Below are 19,594 nucleotides of genomic sequence, written 5' to 3'. Positions count from 1 at the left end.
GCTTGATTAGTTTAATGATATATTGTTTAATGCAGTTTCTAATGCAGTTTTTGAGTTGATGACATCGAGCATCGCCTGTAATAATTCCTGCTGTGCTGTGTATAGTTGTGTTTGTGCCTGGCGTAGCTCAAAACTAGACCCAATACCTTCAAAGAATTTGGTTTGGTTTTTTTGTTCGATACGTTCAGCTAGTTCTAAATTTTCTTTTTTGTTTTCATAATCTTCAATCGCAAATTGGTAATCACTTTTTGCTGAAGCAATCTGAAGTTTTATGCGTTGTTCGGTTTCGGTTAATTCGGTTTTTGCTTTTTCATAATTAATTTGAGCGCGTTGGGTTGAAGCACTACGCATTCCGGAGGTAAATATGGGAATGTTTAAGCTCACACCAACGAGAGAGGAACCAAACCAATCTTGACTTTTCTTGGCGAAGCTAAATTCATCGCTATAAGCAGAATAACCACCATTAATAAAGGCGTTAAGTGTTGGCAAGGCTTTGCTTTTTTCTAATTTTAATAGCAAGGCTTTAGACTCAGTATCATTTTCGGCAATTAGATAATCGATGGTGTTTTCTGGATTGGCTTCAGTTTCTAAAATGTCAAGAGATATGTTTTGCTGGGTTAAACTTTCTAAATCATCGGTAAGTGTTAGCGAATCATAGACGTCTATTCCCAAGGTAATATTTAGCATTTGATAGGCTAAAGTTTTGAGTCTGTTGGTATTATTCAAACTACTTTTTACACCAGATAATGTGATTTTAAGTTGTTCTACACTTTCTTCTTCCTCTAAACCGTTTTCAAAAATTTTATTTGTCTCGAAGAGGTTTTTTTCAAGAACTTCAATATTGCGCTCTAAAATGGTAACACTTTCTTCGGCTAAGAGCACATTTCCGTAGGCTTCAATAACCGATTTTCGAACTTCTAAATCTGTTTTTACTTTAGCATTTTTAGAAATTTCCAGAAAGACTTTAGCCGATTGCAAGCCGACAATATAAGAACCGTCAAATATCTTCTGATTTAAAGTTGCAAAAGCAGTCATGCTTTGTTTGGTGCCAAAAACGACTTCGGCAAATTCACCTTGTTGACCACCAAAAAATTCGGCAGGAATAACCTGAACCTGCTGTTTTAAAAAGTTTTGATAATCAATACTGGCATTAATTTGAGGCAAACCTGTCGCAATAGTTTCCCATTTTTGTTTTTCGGCAGCTGCGATATCACGTTCGGCATTTAGTGCTGTACGATTGTTTTCTAAGGCATAATCTATCGCCTCTTGAAGCGATAAACTTGTTGGTTTATCTTGTGAAAATCCGATACAAGTTATAATCATGCTTAATCCTATGAGTGTTTTTCTCATTTTGTAATTCTAATTTTGATTGATGTTTAATAATTCAGTTAGTGTTTTAATACCTTCTGGTGTGCAAATGCCTCTTAAATGATATTCTAAATAATATTCCATCAAGGCATTCATAGAAAATGTTTTTAATGGAAATAATTCGTGGTCTTTAAGAGACACCATGCCATAGAAATAAATCCTGGAAATAAAATCAATATTTAAATCTTTTCTATAAAGTCCTAGCTCCATCCCACGTTTTAAATTTTCGGTAACACAACCTTGCATGACTTCAAACTGCTTTGATTTTAGTGATGCAAAAATCTTGGGATAATATTTTTGTAACTGGTATTGAGGTGAGGTTTTTTCATTTTTTAAATGCTCCATTATAAACTGCTTGATGTCATAAACCTCTTCGATAGGGTTCTTTTTTAATTCACATATACAGTCTATCCCATGCGAAATGGTTTCAAAAATATGTAGTGTCGTGGCTTCTACTAATTTAGTTTTATTAGGAAAGTGCACATATATGGTTTTTTTTGAAATGCCCATTTCATTGGCAATATCATCCATTGTAACACTTTTAAATCCTAAGGTTAAAAACAAATCTACCGACTTATGTATAATTTTTTCTCTCATAATGAAGCGCAAAGATAGGTGAGGAAACTTTAAAAACAAAAAAAGTTTCCAAAGTTTTAAACTTTTTTTAACATTGCGTTAAAGTGTAGTTGTAGGTTGATGCATTTGCATTATTTTTGTGCAATGCAACATATTTCATCTTATCAAGAGGCGTTTGTTAAACATCTGGAGACTTTTGTGAGTCCGAAAGAACCTTCAACACTTTACGAACCCATTCATTATATTTTACAACTTGGCGGTAAGCGATTAAGACCAATTTTAACTTTGATGACTGCCGAAATTTTTGAATGCAATTACCAAAAAGCCCTAGATGCAGCCTTAAGCGTTGAGGTGTTTCATAATTTTTCGTTAGTGCATGATGATATTATGGATGATGCGCCATTGCGACGAGGAAAAACAACAGTGCATGAAAAATGGGATGTTAACACTGGGATTCTTTCTGGAGACGCCATGCTCATTATGGCTTATCAATTATTTGAAAATTATGAGCCTAAGGTATTTCAGGATTTAGCCAAATTATTTAGTAAAACGGCATTAGAAGTCTGTGAAGGACAACAATACGACGTAGATTTTGAAACCCGCGATGATGTGACTATTGTCGAGTACTTAAAAATGATAGAATATAAAACAGCGGTACTGGTTGGTGCTGCTATGAAAATGGGTGCTATTGTCGCCGAAGCTTCTGTGGCTTGTCAAAATGCTATTTATGACTTCGGAAAAAACTTAGGTATTGCTTTTCAATTACAAGATGATTATTTAGATGTGTTTGGAGATCCAAAAACCTTCGGAAAACAAGTAGGAGGTGATATTATAGAAAACAAAAAAACCTATTTATATTTAAAAGCACTTGAGTTTTCGGAGGCTTCAGATCAACGGCAACTGGAGCATTTATATGGTGTAAATCCTACAGATGCTTCCGATAAAATAGAGACCGTAAAGCAACTGTTTGTTTCCAGTGGTTCGGCAGCAGCCACTAAGAAAGCAATTGAAGATTATACGCAAAAAGCGTTTTCAGTATTAGAGACCTTAAAAATTTCCGAAGCCAATAAAGCAATCCTGAAAACATTTGGAAATAATTTAATGAATAGAAGTGTCTAAATTACCTACAACCTTTTCAGATTTAATTACTGAAGCTGAACAATTAGATCTTTATGAAGCCCTTATTAATCAGGTTAATAAAGATTTTCTCTTGGCTAATATCGATCTGGATTTTGAAGTTAATATATTGCCTTCGAGCTTAAAATACCTTTTACATGAAGTTATCTATAAGCTTATTCAAGAGAAATTTGCAGATTACCTCAATCTGTTATATATCGTTGATGTTTCTGAGGCGAAAATTAAAGCTTTAGACGGAAGCGATACTTTAAAACTATCTGAAGACGTTACTTTTTTAGTACTTCAACGTGCCTGGCAAAAAGTATGGTTTAAAAATCACTATAGACGTTAAAGATACTAGAAATATACTCTAACAAAAGGCATCCAAGGATCGGCATAAATACTTTTTTCTCTATCGTATAACACATCATATCTAATGCCGAATGTTACATTATTACTGCGATAACCAATACCTGCAAAAAGTGCTGGATACCAGTAATTTTGATCTTCAAAAGCCGAGTCGTCAAACCTTCGGTTAACATTTAATTCTTCAAATTCACCCGATAATTGCAGTTCAGGAATGGGATTGTACAAACCAATCACACTGGCTCCAAATATGGTCGATTTAAAAACATGTTTTTGTTTGTTATAAGTGCCATTAAGCCCAAGCCCTAAAGCAAAATCAGAATTAAACTGATAAATCGCACTTGGCGCTAATGTGCCACTAAAAAATCCGTCTCCAAAACTCAAGCCAATACCACCTCCAAAACGTACATGGTCCCAAAAATTAGTTTGTCGGTCTGAATTTTGATTTTGAGAAAAAGCAATGTTTGAAAAATTGATAAAAACAAGTGTAAAAACTAAGGTTTTCATTTTTAAAAGTTCAGAAAAGTTCATAATCCAAAATTTGCGTTAAATTACATTCATAAATATATCAAAAACGCACCTATTTTTAGTAATTGTTGTATTTTTGTTTAAATTTTGTTGAAGCGAAAACGACTGACACCCAATAATGGATAAATATTCCTTTTTAAACGCAGCACATACAGCATACTTTGCTGATTTATACGAACAATACCTAAAAAATCCTGATTCAGTAGAACCAAGTTGGAGAGCCTTTTTTCAAGGTTACGATTTTGGTAGTGAGAGTTACGGTATGGACGAAAACCTTGTTGAAGGGGTTTCAACTCAAATTCCGGAGCACGTACAAAAAGAATTTCAGGTTGTAAAATTGATTGATGGCTATAGAAGCCGTGGTCATTTATTTACCAAAACAAATCCTGTTCGAGATCGTAGAAAATACGAACCAACCTTAGCTCTTGAAAATTTCGGATTGTCTAAAGCAGATTTAGATACCAAATTTAATGCTGGAGAAATCTTAGGAATTGGTAAGCAGACTTTAAGCGAGATCGTTAGACATTTAGAAAGTATTTATTGTGACTCTATTGGTGTTGAATATATGTATATTAGAAACCCTTCAGAGATTCAATGGATTCAAGACAAGTTGAATATTAATGATAATCAACCGCAATTTTCTGCGGAACAAAAGAAACATATTCTCAAAAAACTAAATGAAGCTGTTTCATTTGAAAGTTTTCTACATACCAAATACGTTGGGCAAAAACGATTTTCTTTAGAAGGAAATGAATCGTTGATTCCTGCATTAGATTCGCTTATTGAAAATGCCTCTGTTCATGGTGTTAAAGAGTTTGTTATGGGAATGGCACATCGTGGTCGTTTAAGTACTTTAACGAATATCTTCGGAAAATCTGCTAAAGACATTTTTAGTGAATTTGACGGAAAAGATTACGAGCAAGAAGTGTTTGATGGTGATGTAAAATACCATTTAGGTTGGACGAGCAATCGTGTGAGTGATAACGGAAAAGAAATTAATCTGAATATCGCTCCAAACCCGTCACACCTTGAAACCGTTGGTGCTGTTGTTGAAGGTATTGTAAGAGCAAAACAAGACGATAAATATCCTGATAATCCATCGCAAGTACTACCAATTGTAGTGCATGGAGATGCTGCAATTTCTGGTCAAGGCTTGGTTTATGAAGTTGTTCAAATGGCTAAGTTAGATGGCTATAAAACCAACGGAACCATACATATAGTGGTTAATAATCAAATCGGATTTACAACGAATTATCTCGATGGACGATCAAGTACTTACTGTACAGATGTTGGTAAAGTGACCTTGTCGCCAGTTTTACACGTTAATGCCGATGATGCGGAAGCTGTGGTTCATGCCATGCTATTTGCGCTCCATTTTAGAATGAAGTTTAAGCGCGATGTTTTTATCGATTTATTAGGTTATAGAAAATATGGTCATAACGAAGGCGACGAACCGCGTTTTACGCAACCAAAATTATACAAAGCGATTTCAAAACATAAAAACCCAAGGGATATCTACGCTGAAAAGTTATTAGCTGAAGGTGTTATTGATAAAGATTTTGTGTCGCAATTAGAAAAAGAATACAAAGACAAACTGGAAGAGAATCTCGAAGATTCCCGTAAAATAGATAAAACAGTTATCACACCATTTATGCAAGATGAATGGGTGAATTATCAAACCGTTATTGAAGATAAAATGCTTCAGGCTGTTGATACGACTTATCCTAAAGAAGGTTTGGCTAAAATCACAAAAGTGATTTCAAACTTACCGGAAGACAAAAAATTTATCCGAAAAATTGAACGTTTAGTACAATCTCGCCAAACCATGTTTGACGAGGACAAGCTTGATTGGGCCATGGCTGAGCATTTAGCTTACGGAACTTTATTAGAAGAAGGTTACGATGTTCGTATTTCGGGTCAGGATGTAGAGCGTGGAACATTTTCTCATCGTCATGCTGTGGTCAAAGTTGAAGATAGCGAAGAAGAAATTTTATTGCTTAATCAAATCAGTGATAAACAAGGGCGATTTTTTATCTATAATTCATTGCTTTCAGAATATGGCGTCGTAGGATTTGATTATGGATATGCTATGGCAAGTCCGAAAACACTGGTTATCTGGGAAGCTCAATTTGGCGATTTCAGTAATGGTGCTCAGATCATGTTAGATCAGTACATTTCAGCAGCTGAAGATAAATGGAAACTTCAAAATGGTTTGGTCATGTTGTTACCACATGGTTATGAAGGTCAAGGTGCTGAGCATTCTTCAGGTCGTATGGAGCGTTACTTACAATTATGTGCTAAAGATAATATGTTTGTGATGGATTGTACAACACCTGCAAACATGTACCATTTATTACGTAAACAAATGAAGGCCGAATTTAGAAAGCCTTTAATCGTCTTTACGCCAAAGAGTTTGTTGCGCCATCCTTTAGTGGTTTCTACTGTAGATGAATTTGCAAATGGAAGCTTCCGAATGGTTATTGACGATGCTTCGGTTAAGGCAGATAAGGTTAAGACTTTAGTATTTGTTACAGGTAAATTCTATTACGACTTATTAGAGCGACGTGAAGAGATTAAAAGAGACGATGTAGCATTGGTAAGAATAGAACAATTATTCCCGTTACCAGAACAGCAAATTAAAGATGCGATTGCGAAATACAACAATGCTGAAGATTTAGTTTGGGCTCAAGAAGAACCAAGAAACATGGGAGCTTATGGGCATATCTTAATGCACTTAGATGAGGCAAAATCATTTAGAGCAGCTACGCGTAGGCCATACGGAGCGCCAGCAGCAGGAAGTAGTGTGCGTTCTAAAAAACGTCACCTAGAGGTCATAGATTATGTCTTTGATAAAACCAAAAACAACCAACGTTAGATTACAAATATAAACTGATACAAACGCTTAAAATAAAATTATAGAACGATGATTTTAGAAATGAAAGTTCCTTCTCCAGGAGAATCAATCACAGAAGTAGAAATTGCAGAATGGCTAGTTGCCGATGGCGATTATGTTGAAAAAGATCAAGCCATTGCTGAAGTCGATAGTGATAAAGCTACATTAGAATTACCTGCTGAAGCAAGCGGAACGATTACTCTTAAAGCTGAAGAAGGTGATGCTGTTGAGGTTGGAGCAATTGTATGCTTAATTGATACAAGTGCAACTAAACCTGAAGGTGGAGACGATGCACCAGCTACTTATGGTGGAGGCGATGAAGGTGGTAATACCAATGCTGAAAAGGATTTAGCTAAAGATCAAAAAGCGACACCTAATTCATCGAACCATGAAAAGGCACCAAACCCAGCAAAAGACACCTACGCTTCAGGTGTTGCGAGTCCGGCAGCTAAAAAGATATTAGACGAAAAAGGCATCGAGTCTTCTTCAGTTTCGGGAACAGGAAGGGACGGACGAATTACTAAAGATGACGCTGTGAATGCTGTACCTTCAATGGGAACACCAACAGGTGGAAACCGAGGGACATCGAGAAGCAAAATGTCTATGTTACGTCGTAAGGTAGCCGAGCGTTTGGTTGAAGCAAAAAACACAACTGCCATGTTAACGACGTTTAACGAAGTTGATATGTCGCCTATTTTTGAATTACGTAAACAATATAAAGAAGACTTTAAAGCGAAACATGGCGTTGGTCTTGGGTTTATGAGTTTCTTTACATTAGCTGTAGTTCGTGCATTAAAATTATATCCTGCCGTAAATTCAATGATTGATGGCAAAGAAATGTTGAGCTATGACTTTGTTGATATTTCTATAGCAGTATCTGGTCCTAAAGGATTAATGGTCCCAGTAATTAGAAATGCTGAAAATTTAAGTTTTAGAGGCGTTGAATCTGAAGTAAAACGTTTGGCGATTCGTGCTCGTGACGGACAAATAACTGTTGATGAAATGACAGGAGGAACCTTTACCATTTCTAATGGAGGTGTATTTGGAAGTATGTTATCGACTCCAATTATCAATCCGCCACAAAGCGGAATCTTAGGAATGCATAATATTGTTGAGCGTCCAGTTGCAATTGACGGAAAAGTAGAGATTAGACCAATCATGTATGTGGCCTTATCTTATGATCATAGAATTATTGATGGGAAAGAATCTGTTGGATTCTTAGTCGCAGTTAAAGAAGCACTTGAAAACCCTGAAGAGTTATTAATGAATAATGATGTGAAGAAAGCTTTAGAAATGTAAGCTTAAACATTGTTTAACAATTATAAAAAAGCCCAATTCAAAGTTTGAATTGGGCTTTTTTCCCTAATAAAAAAAATAACTAACTAATAACTAAAAAAAATTAACAAGAATGTTAATTGATATGATTAAAATGGCACTAAAGATTAAGCCTGCAATAAATAGCTTATTGGTATAGCTTTGTTTGTTTTTCATCGTTTCCATTTTTTTATTGTTTTAAATTAAAATTTCTGCCTTTTGAATAAAGCTCTGGGACTAAGAATACCCAGAGCCTTATATACCCTAATTAATTAATAGAGTTACTATAAAAAAATCCCTCTAATCTTAATAACTCTGATGTAAAATTCGGCATTATAAGCATGTCAAACAATACGTAGTTCTACGTATATTTTGATTTTTATTAAACTTTTTGAAGAAAATGGAGGGTTAAAGAAGACTAAAATTAAAAAAAGCTCTAAACCAAAATGACCTAGAGCTTTAGATCCTTCTTTTCAAAAGGAAATTGATTAATAGCGTTACAAACTTCGGTAATAATTGTATAGTAAACAATACGTAGTTCTACGTATTTTTTTACTTTTTTGAAGGGGTTGAGGCTCTAAATAAAGAAACCCTGGATTAAAAAATAATCCAAGGCTTCTGTTTTAATCCTCCCTATAAGAATTAATAGCTTGACAAATATCAGTATTAAAACTTATGGAAACAATACGTAGTTCTACGTATATTTTGATAAAAATTCTTCGTGTTCTTTGGCAAATAATACAAAGCTATTTGCATTCGATTTTAGTTTTAGCTTGTTCCGAATATTACTTTTATGTTTTTCAACTGTACGAGCCGATATGTATAAAACATCGGCAATCTCTTTAGCTGTTTTGTTTTCTGTAATGAGCTTCAACACTTTCATTTCAGTATCAGTTAGTGTTTTTAATTCTTCAGGAGTTTCTTTTATTTCAAGATACTCAATAAGTTCAGGGCTAAAGTAAGAACGTTCTTCTAGAACAGAAGCAATACAATGTTCAATCTCGGCAATAGCAAACTCTTTTAGAATGTAACCATATATGCCTAAAGATTTCGCTTTATTATAGATCTCTTCACTTTTTTCAAATGTGATGATAATAATTTTGGTATGTAAGCCTTCAGTTTTACATTTTTCAGCAACTTGTAAACCCGTTAGTATTGGCATTTGAATATCTAAAATGGCAATATCAGGCTGGTGTGCATTAATAAGTGTAAAGGCTTCTTTACCATTTTTTGCACTGGCAATAACATTAAATTGTTTTTCTAAAAGGTAGTCATTGAGACCTTTAAGAATAAGAGGATGATCGTCTGCTGTAATAATCGACGTAGGCATTGGGCTAGTGTGTGAGGGATTTAAGTTTAAATATAACTAGTTTTTACCAATATTTAAAATATAAAACTTACAATTTTAAGTATAAATACTTTTGGTCATAATCGATAATAGCTTTAGATTTTTTTAGAATATCGGCCCCAATAATACCGTCAACTGGTTGGGCTTTATGTGTTGTTAAAGCTGTATTTACATGTGTTAAATTAAAAAGTACCAGGGCAACTTTATCTTTTTTCCACTTGCCAATCTTAAGCGTGTTTTTTTTAGATAATTGCGTTAGCATATCTGTAGCGCCAGCACCAGCAGCTTTGATGTTTGAATCTTTAGCAATAAGCTTAAAGGTCTCAATAGCTTCAAAACCAACACATGAGCTCGATGCACCTGTGTCTAAAATAAACCGTCCTTTAACACCATTAATAGTCGCCTTTATCTCAAAATGATTGGTTTTAGTGAGCTTCAGTTTTGCTTTTGTATACCCTTTATCTAACAAGTATTCTTGTAGAGTTTCCATAACTTATAATTTCGTACAAATATAATTCTATAATTCGATTATTTTTGCACAATGATTATAACAGATACACATACACATTTATATAGTGACGCTTTTGATGCTGACAGACAGGAGATGATGAAGCGCGCCATTGATTCAAATGTTAAGCGCTTTTTTATTCCTGCTATAGATTCGAGTTATACCGAAGCAATGTTACAACTTGAAGCCGACTATCCCGAGCATGTCTTTTTGATGATGGGATTGCATCCTACATCGGTTAAAGCGAATTTTAAAGATGAATTGAAGCAGGTAGAAACACAGCTTGCCAAACGTCATTTTTATGCTGTAGGTGAAATAGGCATTGATTTGTATTGGGATACTTCAACTTTAGAGATTCAGAAAGAAGCTTTTAAATATCAAATTAACTTAGCCAAACACTATGGCTTACCAATTGTTATACATTGTAGGAACGCCTTTGATGAGATTTTTGAAGTCTTAGACGAAGTGAATGATGATAAACTCTTCGGAATTTTTCACTGTTTTACAGGGACTTTAGAACAAGCGCATCAAGCCATATCCTATAATATGAAATTAGGAATTGGAGGTGTCGCAACATTTAAGAATGGTAAAATCGATCAGTTCTTAAATGAAATCAATTTAAAACATATTGTTTTGGAAACCGACTCACCATATCTGGCACCAAAACCCTTCAGAGGAAAGCGAAATGAAAGTGCTTACATTACTAAAGTTTTAGAGAAATTAGCTCAGATATATGAAGTTTCCGAAGAAAAAATTGCCGAAATTACAACTCAAAACTCAAAAGATATATTCAAAATATAACTATGGCAGCATCTCAACCTAACATATTATTGGTGTATACAGGAGGTACGATTGGCATGATTAAGCATCCTGAAACTAGCGCTCTTAAATCGTTTGATTTTAAAAACCTGTTAAAAAACATACCAGAGTTAAAACTTTTAGATTGTAATATTGAAGCCATTTCGTTTAAAGAACCTATAGATTCGAGTAATATGAATCCTAAATACTGGATTCAAATAGCCGAAAGTATAGAAGCCCATTACGACACTTTTGACGGATTTGTTGTTTTACACGGAAGCGACACCATGAGTTATTCTGCTTCGGCATTGAGTTTTATGTTTGAAAACTTAGCCAAACCTATTATTTTTACGGGTTCACAATTACCTATTGGAGATTTAAGAACAGATGCAAAAGAAAATTTAATTACGTCCATTCAAATGGCCTCTTTGCAAAAAGGCGGAAAGCCAGTGATTAAGGAAGTTGGATTGTATTTTGAATATAAATTATATCGCGGAAACCGAACCACTAAGATTAATGCTGAACATTTTGAAGCCTTCGAATCTATGAATTATCCGCATTTGGCAGAATCTGGCGTGCATTTAAAGGTAGAACACGATGACTTATTTAAGCCCAATCTGAGAAAAAAACTGGTAGTACATAAAGTCTTTGAAACCGATATTTTATTAATTAAGCTGTTTCCGGGAATTTCAGAATCTATTTTGACTCCTTTATTTGAATTGTCACAAGTAAAAGGTATTGTGATAGAAACTTATGGCGCTGGTAATACAACTACTGAAGATTGGTTTATTGATTTGCTAAAAGCGACCATAAAAAGAGGGGTTCCTATTATTAATGTCACGCAATGTTCTGGAGGAAGTGTGAACATGGGGCAGTATGAGACCAGTACTCAATTAAAATCGATTGGCGTTATATCGGGAAAAGATATTACTACTGAGGCTGCATTGACAAAATTAATGTTTATGCTAGGCGAGCAAGTCTCTATGAAAACTTTCAAAACCATTTTTGAAACATCTTTACGTGGGGAAATGTCATAATCATTTCAGATTTGTATATTTGCCAACTTAAAAATAGAGAGGTGGCCGAGTGGTCGAAGGCGCACGCCTGGAAAGTGTGTATACTCCAAAAGGGTATCGAGGGTTCGAATCCCTTCCTCTCTGCGAATACATGAAAACATCCCCATAAATTTATCGAAGCTCGCTTCAGTAAATTTATGGGGATGTTTTCGTAAGCAAACGAGAGTTTGCTAATACGATGTATTATCAGCATAGTCAATTGGGATCAGCGTAGCTAATCCTATTAATATCGAAGCTCGCTTCAGTAAATTTATGGGGATGTTTTCATAAGCAAACGTGAGTTTGCCAATACGATGTATTACCAGCATAGCCAATTGGGATCAGCGTAGCTAAACCTATTTAATATCGAAGCTCGCTTCAGTAAATTTATGGGGATGTTTTCATAAGCAAACGAGAGTTTGCTAATACGATGTATTACCAGCATAGTCAATTAGGATCAGCGCAGCTCATCCTTTTGGTTGTCGAAGCTTGTTTCCAAAGACTAACAAATTTCAATTCTTTTTCGGTTATAAGGGTTTAAATTATAGATTTTCCAGTCGTCACCGATAAAATTCAATATTTACAGTATAAATTAATGAGTTTTAAAGCAGGTTTATAAATAAAAGGGTATGAGGGTTTTAAGATTTCAGATGGATAAATGAATTATAATGTAGGTTCAGATTATATAAATAGTGGCAATATTTTTTTCATTGAACTAAGAAATCCAAAACATTTTATTTAAATTCGTCACAATAAAAATTGCTGATTGCGTCTAACAACTGTTAAACCTAGTGACTCAATTAGGATTTTTATTTATTAATTGCATTTTTTTTATATCTTTAACACTTTAACTAATAAAATTAAGAACAAGAACGATGAAAAGACTATTTTCTATCTTAGCCATAGTATGTATCATGGCTTTCGGTACTGTTAACGCAAGTACAAATGCTTACACAGTAGAGACTGCAACTACAGCAGTTGCCACAACATTTCAAGACGCAGATCCAGTAGCTGCTGAAGAGGACAAATCATTTACTCAAGTAGTGAAAGAACGTTTTATTGAAGGTGGTCCATTTTTTATGGGAATTGTATTGCTATGTTTAATTCTTGGATTAGCAATTGCTATTGAAAGAATTATCTATTTAAACCTTGCTACTACTAATACTAAAAAGCTAACTCAAAATGTTGAGGATGCACTTAATTCTGGTGGAATCGAAGCAGCAAAAGAAGTTTGTAGAAATACAAAAGGGCCTGTTGCCTCTATTTTTTATCAAGGATTAGATAGAGCAGACGAAGACATTGATGCTGCAGAAAAAGCTGTTGTTGCTTATGGAGGAGTTCAAATGGGACAATTAGAAAAGAATGTGTCTTGGATTTCATTGTTTATCGCATTAGCACCAATGCTTGGTTTCATGGGAACTGTACTTGGTATGATTGATGCCTTTGATAAAATTGAAGCTGCAGGTGATATGAATCCGTCATTAGTAGCAGGTGGTATTAAAATCGCCTTATTAACAACAGTATTTGGTCTTATCGTAGCGATTATTCTTCAAATATTTTACAACTATATCATTGCTAAAATTGATAGTATTGTAAACGATATGGAAGATGCTTCAATAACTTTAATGGATTTATTAGTAAGACACAAGAAGTAATAACCAAATTATTAAATCAAACATAACATGAATATTCAAAAAATAATCAAAATTGTTGCTTTAGTAATTGGTCTAATTGCGGTATTCTTTCTAGTAAGAATCATCATGTTAGGTGATGATGCAATTAAAGCTGATGTTGACAACCAAGCTGTTTTATCATGGTTTGCTAATCTCGCTTATGTGGTTTTAGCTATTGCCGCTATCTCAGCCGTTGTATTCAGTTTGGTTAACTTAGTTAGCCATCCAGATAAACTAAAGAAAGCACTATTATCATTTGGTGTATTTGCTGTCATTTTATTAGTAGGATTTTTTCTTTCTTCTGGAGAAGAGCGATTATTAAGTGATGGTACGACATTAACAGCAACTCAATCTCAAATGATTGAAGGCGCAATAAAAGCATTCTATATTTTAATTTTGTTAGCAGCAGGTTTAATGCTGTTCTTTGGAATTAAAAAGATGCTTAGTAAATAATATTAATTATGGCAAAACGATCAGCACCAGAAGTAAATGCAGGCTCAATGGCCGATATTGCATTCTTACTTCTTATATTTTTCTTAGTAACAACTACGATTCCTAAAGATTCAGGTATAAATCGAAAGCTTCCTCCTATAGAAGAAAACGATGAAGATGTTGTCATCAAACAGAAAAACATTTTTACTGTCTTGTTGAATAATAAGGATCAATTACTAGTTGAAGATGAACTAATGGAACTTAAAGACTTGAGAGCAGCTGCCATTAAGTTTTTAGATAATGGTGGCGATGGCACTTGTGATTACTGTAATGGTGAAAAAGATCCATCATCATCAGACAATCCTGACAAAGCGATTATATCACTAAAAAATGAAAGAGAAACATCGTATTCTGCTTATATATCTGTTCAAAATGAATTAGTGGCAGCATACAATGATTTGCGTAACAAAAGAGCCTTACAAATAGGTCCTAGCAAAGGTTTTAGAGATATGGATTTTGTAATGATGGAAAAAAATTACAAAGACGTTAAGTTTTTAGGTAACAAGGATAAACTTAAAGCTGTAATTGACCAAATTAGAGAAGAATATCCTGAGAAACTCTCTGAAGTGTATAGTAAATAAAAACATTAAAGATTATGTCTAAATTTAAAAGTAAAAAGGATAATGCATTACCAGCTGTAAATACAGCATCATTACCTGATATTGTTTTTATGTTATTATTTTTCTTCATGGTTGTAACTGTGATGAGAGAAGATACACTATTGATTGAAAATCGATTACCATTAGCAGATCAGGTAGAGAAATTAGAAAAGAAAAACCCTATTAGTTATATCTATGCAGGAAAACCAACTGCAGCATATAAGAAATTTGGTACAGAAGCGAGATTACAGCTTAACGATAAGTTTGCTGAAATTAGTGATATCCAAGCTTTTATTGATGCCGAAAGAGCGGCACTTAGAGAAGAGGCTTTGATTCCATACATGACCATTTCTTTAAAAGTTGATAAAGAAGCTAATATGGGAATTGTAAGTGATATCAAGCAAGAGCTAAGAGAAGCTAATGCACTTAAAATTAATTATACTGTAGGTACAGGTAGTGCTTTAGATAATTAATTATCACACTTTATAAATTATATTAAAGCATCCATCTGGATGCTTTTTTTGTGTCATAAACCAAAATTTTCTACAAACTATTGAGTTATATTTGTAGTATGAAACATTTGATTTTTTACGTTCTATTGATTCTGCCTATTATTAATGGATTCGCTCAAGAGGATACAAATCCTTTAGCCGAAACCCCAAAAAATGATAGTATTGCTGTGGTCGATCATCAGTATAAAGAAGATCAATTTTATCTCGCTATTACCTATAACTTATTGGGTCAAAAGCCTGATGGTGTCTCTCAAAATGGGTTTTCTAGTGGTTTTCATTTGGGCTTTATTAAAGATATGCCTATTAATACACAACGAAATATTGCCATAGGACTTGGCCTAGGCTTATCTTCAAATTCGTATAATCAAACCTTGTTGATTACAGAAGAAAATGGGGACTATATTTATACCGATATTGATGATGATACCAGCTTCAGTAAAAATAAATTTACAACCTATTTATTAGAGATGCCTATTGAATTCAGATGGCGTACATCGACCCCTAAAGATTATGATTTTTGGCGAATCTATACCGGATTTAAAATAGGCTACGTCTTTCATAATTCCTCGAAGTTTAATGGGAGCCCGAATGACATTAAACTCTCAAATATTGATGATTTTAATGCTTTTCAATACGGATTGACATTCAGTGCAGGTTACTCCAATGTTAATTTTCACTTTTATTACGCGCTAAACACGATTTTTGATACCAATGCTAAAGTGAGTGGTACAGGAGAAGCTGTAGATATGAATGCCATTAAAATCGGATTAATATTTTATATCCTTTAGTCTACTACAACCAATAATTTAATAATAGCAGCTGCGGGAGTAAACCCACAAAAAAGCCTGTAATTAATTCTACTGAAGTATGGGCTTTTAAATGTAATCTTGATGTGGCTATAGCTCCAAGAATAATACACATCAATGCAATTGTACCATTAGTGTTTATCTTAAAATGAATGGCAACAGCTATCGCAAACATAAAAAATCCAGCTGAAGCAATCATGTGAATACTTGCTTTAAATTTCACTAAAGCTAAGGCCAGACAAGTGATGGTTGAAATCAAAATTCCAATAAAGAAGAAGTAGAGCTCTGGTATTTCATCTATAGGAAGGACACGTGCAATGACCAATACAGTAATGATGCAATTGATAAATAATGGAAGTCTGCGCTCTTCAACATTTTCTAAATGAATTGTCGCTACTTTATTCAAGGTTTTTAATAAATAATACAGAAGAATTGGCAGTATAATCGTAAGGATTGTGATTGAAAACACTTTCGCTTTCATCATGGGTTCCGGAATATATCGAGGTGTTTTTGAAAAGTAAAAAATCACACCAAGCAAAGGCATCAATAACGGATGAAAAATATATGATATGCTTTTAAGAATGAAGTTCATTATATTTTCTTCCGCAATCTCGCCACAGGAATATCTAATTGCTCACGATATTTAGCAACAGTTCGACGTGCAATAGGATAGCCTTTTTCTTTAAGTATGGATGCTAATTTTTCGTCGGTTAGCGGTTTTTTCTTGTTTTCTTCTTCAACAACTGTTTCTAAAATCTTTTTGATTTCTCGTGTGGAAACTTCTTCACCTTGATCATTAGTCATCGATTCACTAAAGAATTCTTTAATGAGTTTTGTTCCGTAAGGCGTATCTACATATTTGCTATTAGCCACACGAGATACTGTTGACACATCCATGTCTATTTCATCGGCAATATCCTTTAAAATCATAGGTTTTAGCTTGCGCTCATCACCTGTAAGAAAGTATTCTTTTTGATAATGCATGATGGCACTCATGGTCACAAAAAGGGTTTGCTGACGTTGCTTAATCGCTTCAATGAACCATTTTGCAGCATCTAACTTTTGTTTGATGAACATAACGGCATCCTTTTGTGATTTGCTTTTATCCTTAGAGGCTTTGTAACCTTTCATCATATCACTATATTCTCGCGATACATGAAGCTCTGGAGCATTTCTTCCGTTGAGTGTGAGTTCTAGTTCGCCATCAACAATTTTAATTGCAAAATCGGGTACCACATGCTCAACAATTTTATTGTTTCCAGCATAAGAACCACCAGGTTTAGGGTTGAGTCGTTCAATTTCTTCTATGGCATCTCTAAGTTGGACTTCGGTAATGTCAAATTTTTGAAGTAGCTTTTTGTAGTGCTTCTTTGTAAACTGATCGAATGCTTTATCGATAATATCACAAGCCAATTCGACATCTGGATACTTTTCTTTTCTATGTAACTGAATGCTCAAACATTCCTGAAGATTACGAGCACCAACACCTGCTGGATCTAATTGATGAACCGTATGTAATACCTTTTCAATCGTTTCTTCGGTAGTAAAAACATTTTGAGTGAAGGCTAAATCATCCATGATATCGCTTAACGAGCGACGTATATAACCACTTTCATCAACGCTACCTACGAGAAATTCAGCAATTTCACGTTCTTCATCATTGAGTCTAAAGGTATTTAACTGATTTCTTAAATGTTGGGTAAAGGATGTTCCAGCAGCGTATGGGACATTCTTTTCTTCGTCATCTGCACTATAATTACTGGTTTGTGTTCGGTATTCTGGGACTTCATCATCACTCAAATATTCATCGATGTTGATGTCTTCGGTGTTGATTTCATCATTGTCATTATAATCATCTTCAGAGTTATCAAACTCATCAAACTTGTCGTCATCATTACTCTCTTTACCTGTATCTAAAGCAGGATTTTCTTCCAGTTCTTGCTTTATTCGTTGCTCAAAAGCTTGTGTAGGCAACTGTATCAACTTCATTAGCTGAATTTGTTGTGGCGACAACTTTTGTGATAATTTAAACTGTAGGTATTGTTTGAGCATGCTTTGTTTTCGTTTAAAGTAAAGTTAAAAAAACTATTGATATAAGTTTATAAAATCAAATGCTTTTAAGAATAATTTAAAAGACCTGTTAGGTTTTAAATCTAACAGGTCTGTCATATCATTTTATATCAAATGCTGATGTGTTAAAATTCTGCATTTTGTGGTGTTCTCGGATAAGGAATCACGTCTCTAATATTGCTCATTCCTGTTGCAAACATTACCAAACGTTCAAAACCTAATCCGAAACCAGAATGTACAGCGGTTCCATATTTACGTAAATCTAAATACCACCATAATTCTTCTTCAGGAATGTCAAGTGCCTTCATTTTTTCTATTAAGACTTCTAAACGTTCTTCACGTTGCGAACCTCCAACCATTTCTCCAATACCTGGAAATAAAATATCCATTGCTCTTACCGTTTTTCCGTCTTCATTTAAACGCATGTAAAAGGCTTTAATATTTGCCGGATAATCAAATAAAATCACGGGACATTTAAAATGTTTTTCAACTAAGAAACGCTCGTGCTCACTTTGTAAATCGGCACCCCATTCTTCAATAATATAGTTGAATTTCTTTTTCTTATTTGGCTTAGAATTCTTTAATATATCAATGGCTTCCGTATAACTCACACGTTTAAAGTTGTTATCAACCACAAACTTAATTTTATCAATTAAGCTCATATCTGAACGCTCGGCCTGAGGCTTTGTCTTTTCTTCGTCCAGTAAGCGTTTTTCCAAGAATTCCAGATCTTCTCGATTGTGTTCCAAAACGTAGCCTAATACCGATTTCATAAAGTCTTCGGCTAAGTCCATATTACCACTTAAATCCATAAACGCGACTTCAGGTTCTATCATCCAGAATTCTGCCAAGTGACGCGAAGTATTGGAGTTTTCGGCTCTAAACGTTGGACCAAAGGTGTACACTTTTCCGAGTGACATGGCAAATGTTTCAGCTTCTAATTGACCAGAAACAGTAAGATTGGTTTCTTTTCCGAAGAAATCTTCTTTATAATTAACAGAGCCATCCTCATTTAAAGGTGGGTTCTTAGCATCTAAGGTACTTACTCTAAACATTTCACCAGCACCTTCGGCATCACTACCTGTGATAATTGGTGTATGAACGTGGTAAAACCCGTTATCATTAAAATACCCATGAATAGCAAATGACAGTGCAGAACGTAAACGCATTACAGCACTAAATGTATTGGTGCGGGTACGTAAATGGGCATTTTCACGTAAAAATTCAAAAGTGTGCTTTTTAGGTTGAATTGGATATGATTCAGGATCAGAATCCCCCAGAATCTCTATAGAAGAAACCTGAATTTCAACCTTTTGTCCTTTCCCTTGACTTTCTGCCAGTTCTCCTTTAATATGAACTGCAGCGCCAGTAGTGATGCGTTTTAGAATGGCTTCATCTGTATTTTCAAAATCAACAACACACTGAATATTATTTATAGTAGAACCGTCATTTAAGGCAATAAATCGGTTTGCTCTAAAAGTTCTTACCCAGCCTTTAATTTCGATGGGCTGAAAGGTAATGTCTTGTGTCAATAATTGTGAAACTGTGTAGCTCATTAGTTTAAAATTTTAT

Annotated in this window: 19 protein-coding genes and 1 tRNA gene; 12 read left to right on the top strand and 8 right to left on the bottom strand. The window is 34.4% G+C overall.

Annotated features, from left to right (window positions below; all coding sequences use genetic code 11):
- Positions 1-6: 6 nt before the first annotated feature.
- The gene (locus N4270_RS04560; protein ID WP_260095753.1) at positions 7-1,350 is read right to left on the bottom strand and encodes a TolC family protein; all 1,344 of its coding nucleotides are present in this window, start codon (positions 1,348-1,350) and stop codon (positions 7-9) included.
- A gap of 9 nt (positions 1,351-1,359) precedes the next feature.
- Entirely contained in the window at positions 1,360-1,965 is a 606-nt protein-coding gene (locus tag N4270_RS04555) for a TetR/AcrR family transcriptional regulator (protein WP_260095752.1), read from the bottom strand.
- 123 nt (positions 1,966-2,088) lie between these two features.
- Between N4270_RS04555 and N4270_RS04550 the strand changes: the two genes are divergently transcribed.
- Together N4270_RS04550 and N4270_RS04545 are read left to right on the top strand one after the other, a co-directional pair.
- Positions 2,089-3,063, top strand: coding sequence for a polyprenyl synthetase family protein (locus N4270_RS04550; RefSeq protein WP_260095751.1), 975 nt, complete (start codon positions 2,089-2,091; stop codon positions 3,061-3,063).
- Complete coding sequence (locus N4270_RS04545; RefSeq protein ID WP_260096127.1) at positions 3,050-3,412, top strand: hypothetical protein; 363 nt, start codon at positions 3,050-3,052, stop codon at positions 3,410-3,412. The genes N4270_RS04550 and N4270_RS04545 overlap by 14 nt, the downstream gene beginning before the upstream one ends.
- 5 nt (positions 3,413-3,417) lie before the next feature.
- Here the strand turns inward: N4270_RS04545 and N4270_RS04540 are convergent, their stop codons facing one another.
- Entirely contained in the window at positions 3,418-3,933 is a 516-nt protein-coding gene (locus N4270_RS04540) for an alpha-ketoglutarate decarboxylase (RefSeq protein ID WP_260095748.1), read from the bottom strand.
- Between the two features lie 139 nt (positions 3,934-4,072).
- Between N4270_RS04540 and N4270_RS04535 the strand changes: the two genes are divergently transcribed.
- Both N4270_RS04535 and odhB read left to right on the top strand, forming a co-directional pair.
- A complete protein-coding gene (locus N4270_RS04535; protein ID WP_260095746.1) occupies positions 4,073-6,829 on the top strand; it encodes a 2-oxoglutarate dehydrogenase E1 component in 2,757 nt (918 codons plus the stop codon).
- Positions 6,830-6,877: 48 nt separating this feature from the next.
- Entirely contained in the window at positions 6,878-8,146 is a 1,269-nt protein-coding gene (odhB, locus tag N4270_RS04530; RefSeq protein WP_260095744.1) for a 2-oxoglutarate dehydrogenase complex dihydrolipoyllysine-residue succinyltransferase, read from the top strand.
- A 709-nt stretch (positions 8,147-8,855) separates the two neighbouring features.
- Here odhB and N4270_RS04525 read toward each other — a convergent pair.
- A complete protein-coding gene (locus N4270_RS04525) occupies positions 8,856-9,491 on the bottom strand; it encodes a response regulator transcription factor (RefSeq protein WP_260095742.1) in 636 nt (211 codons plus the stop codon).
- A 67-nt stretch (positions 9,492-9,558) separates the two neighbouring features.
- On the bottom strand, positions 9,559-9,999 hold the full coding sequence (locus tag N4270_RS04520; protein ID WP_260095741.1) for a retropepsin-like aspartic protease: 441 nt from the start codon (positions 9,997-9,999) through the stop codon (positions 9,559-9,561).
- 51 nt (positions 10,000-10,050) lie between these two features.
- Here N4270_RS04520 and N4270_RS04515 point away from each other — a divergent pair, with 51 nt between their 5' ends.
- The 8 genes from N4270_RS04515 to N4270_RS04480 all read left to right on the top strand — a co-directional run bounded on the left by N4270_RS04515 (position 10,051) and on the right by N4270_RS04480 (position 15,934).
- Positions 10,051-10,818 (top strand): TatD family hydrolase, encoded by a 768-nt coding sequence (locus N4270_RS04515; RefSeq protein WP_260095740.1) that lies wholly within the window; start codon positions 10,051-10,053, stop codon positions 10,816-10,818.
- Between the two features lie 2 nt (positions 10,819-10,820).
- A complete protein-coding gene (locus tag N4270_RS04510; protein WP_260095739.1) occupies positions 10,821-11,852 on the top strand; it encodes an asparaginase in 1,032 nt (343 codons plus the stop codon).
- A gap of 35 nt (positions 11,853-11,887) precedes the next feature.
- A tRNA-Ser gene (locus N4270_RS04505) sits at positions 11,888-11,975 on the top strand.
- Between the two features lie 770 nt (positions 11,976-12,745).
- On the top strand, positions 12,746-13,525 hold the full coding sequence (locus N4270_RS04500; protein ID WP_260095738.1) for a MotA/TolQ/ExbB proton channel family protein: 780 nt from the start codon (positions 12,746-12,748) through the stop codon (positions 13,523-13,525).
- A gap of 27 nt (positions 13,526-13,552) precedes the next feature.
- The gene (locus N4270_RS04495) at positions 13,553-13,996 is read left to right on the top strand and encodes a hypothetical protein (protein ID WP_260095737.1); all 444 of its coding nucleotides are present in this window, start codon (positions 13,553-13,555) and stop codon (positions 13,994-13,996) included.
- 8 nt (positions 13,997-14,004) lie between these two features.
- Entirely contained in the window at positions 14,005-14,616 is a 612-nt protein-coding gene (locus N4270_RS04490; protein WP_260095736.1) for a biopolymer transporter ExbD, read from the top strand.
- 14 nt (positions 14,617-14,630) lie between these two features.
- Positions 14,631-15,107, top strand: coding sequence for a biopolymer transporter ExbD (locus N4270_RS04485; RefSeq protein WP_260095734.1), 477 nt, complete (start codon positions 14,631-14,633; stop codon positions 15,105-15,107).
- A gap of 98 nt (positions 15,108-15,205) precedes the next feature.
- On the top strand, positions 15,206-15,934 hold the full coding sequence (locus N4270_RS04480) for a porin family protein (RefSeq protein ID WP_260095731.1): 729 nt from the start codon (positions 15,206-15,208) through the stop codon (positions 15,932-15,934).
- Positions 15,935-15,938: 4 nt separating this feature from the next.
- On the opposite strand, the gene N4270_RS04475 is transcribed toward N4270_RS04480, so the two are convergent.
- From N4270_RS04475 to asnS, 3 genes are all read right to left on the bottom strand, one after another.
- Positions 15,939-16,544, bottom strand: coding sequence for a hypothetical protein (locus N4270_RS04475; RefSeq protein ID WP_260095729.1), 606 nt, complete (start codon positions 16,542-16,544; stop codon positions 15,939-15,941).
- Entirely contained in the window at positions 16,544-18,004 is a 1,461-nt protein-coding gene (gene rpoN, locus N4270_RS04470) for an RNA polymerase factor sigma-54 (RefSeq protein ID WP_260095727.1), read from the bottom strand. The genes N4270_RS04475 and rpoN overlap by 1 nt, the downstream gene beginning before the upstream one ends.
- Before the next feature lie 143 nt (positions 18,005-18,147).
- On the bottom strand, positions 18,148-19,578 hold the full coding sequence (gene asnS / locus N4270_RS04465; protein ID WP_260095725.1) for an asparagine--tRNA ligase: 1,431 nt from the start codon (positions 19,576-19,578) through the stop codon (positions 18,148-18,150).
- Between the last annotated feature and the right edge of the window lie 16 nt (positions 19,579-19,594).

Origin of the sequence: Psychroserpens sp. SPM9 (assembly GCF_025153525.1) — a bacterium.
Lineage (GTDB): Bacteria > Bacteroidota > Bacteroidia > Flavobacteriales > Flavobacteriaceae > Psychroserpens.
This window is presented reverse-complemented; position numbering and strand designations above follow the sequence as displayed.

What these genes read in the sequence shown, in the direction of transcription:
- N4270_RS04560 (WP_260095753.1), bottom strand. Translation starts at nt 1,350, where the DNA reads ATGAGAAAAACACTCATAGGATTAAGCATGATTATAACTTGTATCGGA.
- N4270_RS04555 (WP_260095752.1), bottom strand. Translation starts at nt 1,965, where the DNA reads ATGAGAGAAAAAATTATACATAAGTCGGTAGATTTGTTTTTAACCTTA.
- N4270_RS04550 (WP_260095751.1), top strand. Translation starts at nt 2,089, where the DNA reads ATGCAACATATTTCATCTTATCAAGAGGCGTTTGTTAAACATCTGGAG.
- N4270_RS04540 (WP_260095748.1), bottom strand. Translation starts at nt 3,933, where the DNA reads ATGAAAACCTTAGTTTTTACACTTGTTTTTATCAATTTTTCAAACATT.
- N4270_RS04535 (WP_260095746.1), top strand. Translation starts at nt 4,073, where the DNA reads ATGGATAAATATTCCTTTTTAAACGCAGCACATACAGCATACTTTGCT.
- odhB (WP_260095744.1), top strand. Translation starts at nt 6,878, where the DNA reads ATGATTTTAGAAATGAAAGTTCCTTCTCCAGGAGAATCAATCACAGAA.
- N4270_RS04525 (WP_260095742.1), bottom strand. Translation starts at nt 9,491, where the DNA reads ATGCCTACGTCGATTATTACAGCAGACGATCATCCTCTTATTCTTAAA.
- N4270_RS04520 (WP_260095741.1), bottom strand. Translation starts at nt 9,999, where the DNA reads ATGGAAACTCTACAAGAATACTTGTTAGATAAAGGGTATACAAAAGCA.
- N4270_RS04515 (WP_260095740.1), top strand. Translation starts at nt 10,051, where the DNA reads ATGATTATAACAGATACACATACACATTTATATAGTGACGCTTTTGAT.
- N4270_RS04510 (WP_260095739.1), top strand. Translation starts at nt 10,821, where the DNA reads ATGGCAGCATCTCAACCTAACATATTATTGGTGTATACAGGAGGTACG.
- N4270_RS04500 (WP_260095738.1), top strand. Translation starts at nt 12,746, where the DNA reads ATGAAAAGACTATTTTCTATCTTAGCCATAGTATGTATCATGGCTTTC.
- N4270_RS04495 (WP_260095737.1), top strand. Translation starts at nt 13,553, where the DNA reads ATGAATATTCAAAAAATAATCAAAATTGTTGCTTTAGTAATTGGTCTA.
- N4270_RS04490 (WP_260095736.1), top strand. Translation starts at nt 14,005, where the DNA reads ATGGCAAAACGATCAGCACCAGAAGTAAATGCAGGCTCAATGGCCGAT.
- N4270_RS04485 (WP_260095734.1), top strand. Translation starts at nt 14,631, where the DNA reads ATGTCTAAATTTAAAAGTAAAAAGGATAATGCATTACCAGCTGTAAAT.
- N4270_RS04480 (WP_260095731.1), top strand. Translation starts at nt 15,206, where the DNA reads ATGAAACATTTGATTTTTTACGTTCTATTGATTCTGCCTATTATTAAT.
- N4270_RS04475 (WP_260095729.1), bottom strand. Translation starts at nt 16,544, where the DNA reads ATGAACTTCATTCTTAAAAGCATATCATATATTTTTCATCCGTTATTG.
- rpoN (WP_260095727.1), bottom strand. Translation starts at nt 18,004, where the DNA reads ATGCTCAAACAATACCTACAGTTTAAATTATCACAAAAGTTGTCGCCA.
- asnS (WP_260095725.1), bottom strand. Translation starts at nt 19,578, where the DNA reads ATGAGCTACACAGTTTCACAATTATTGACACAAGACATTACCTTTCAG.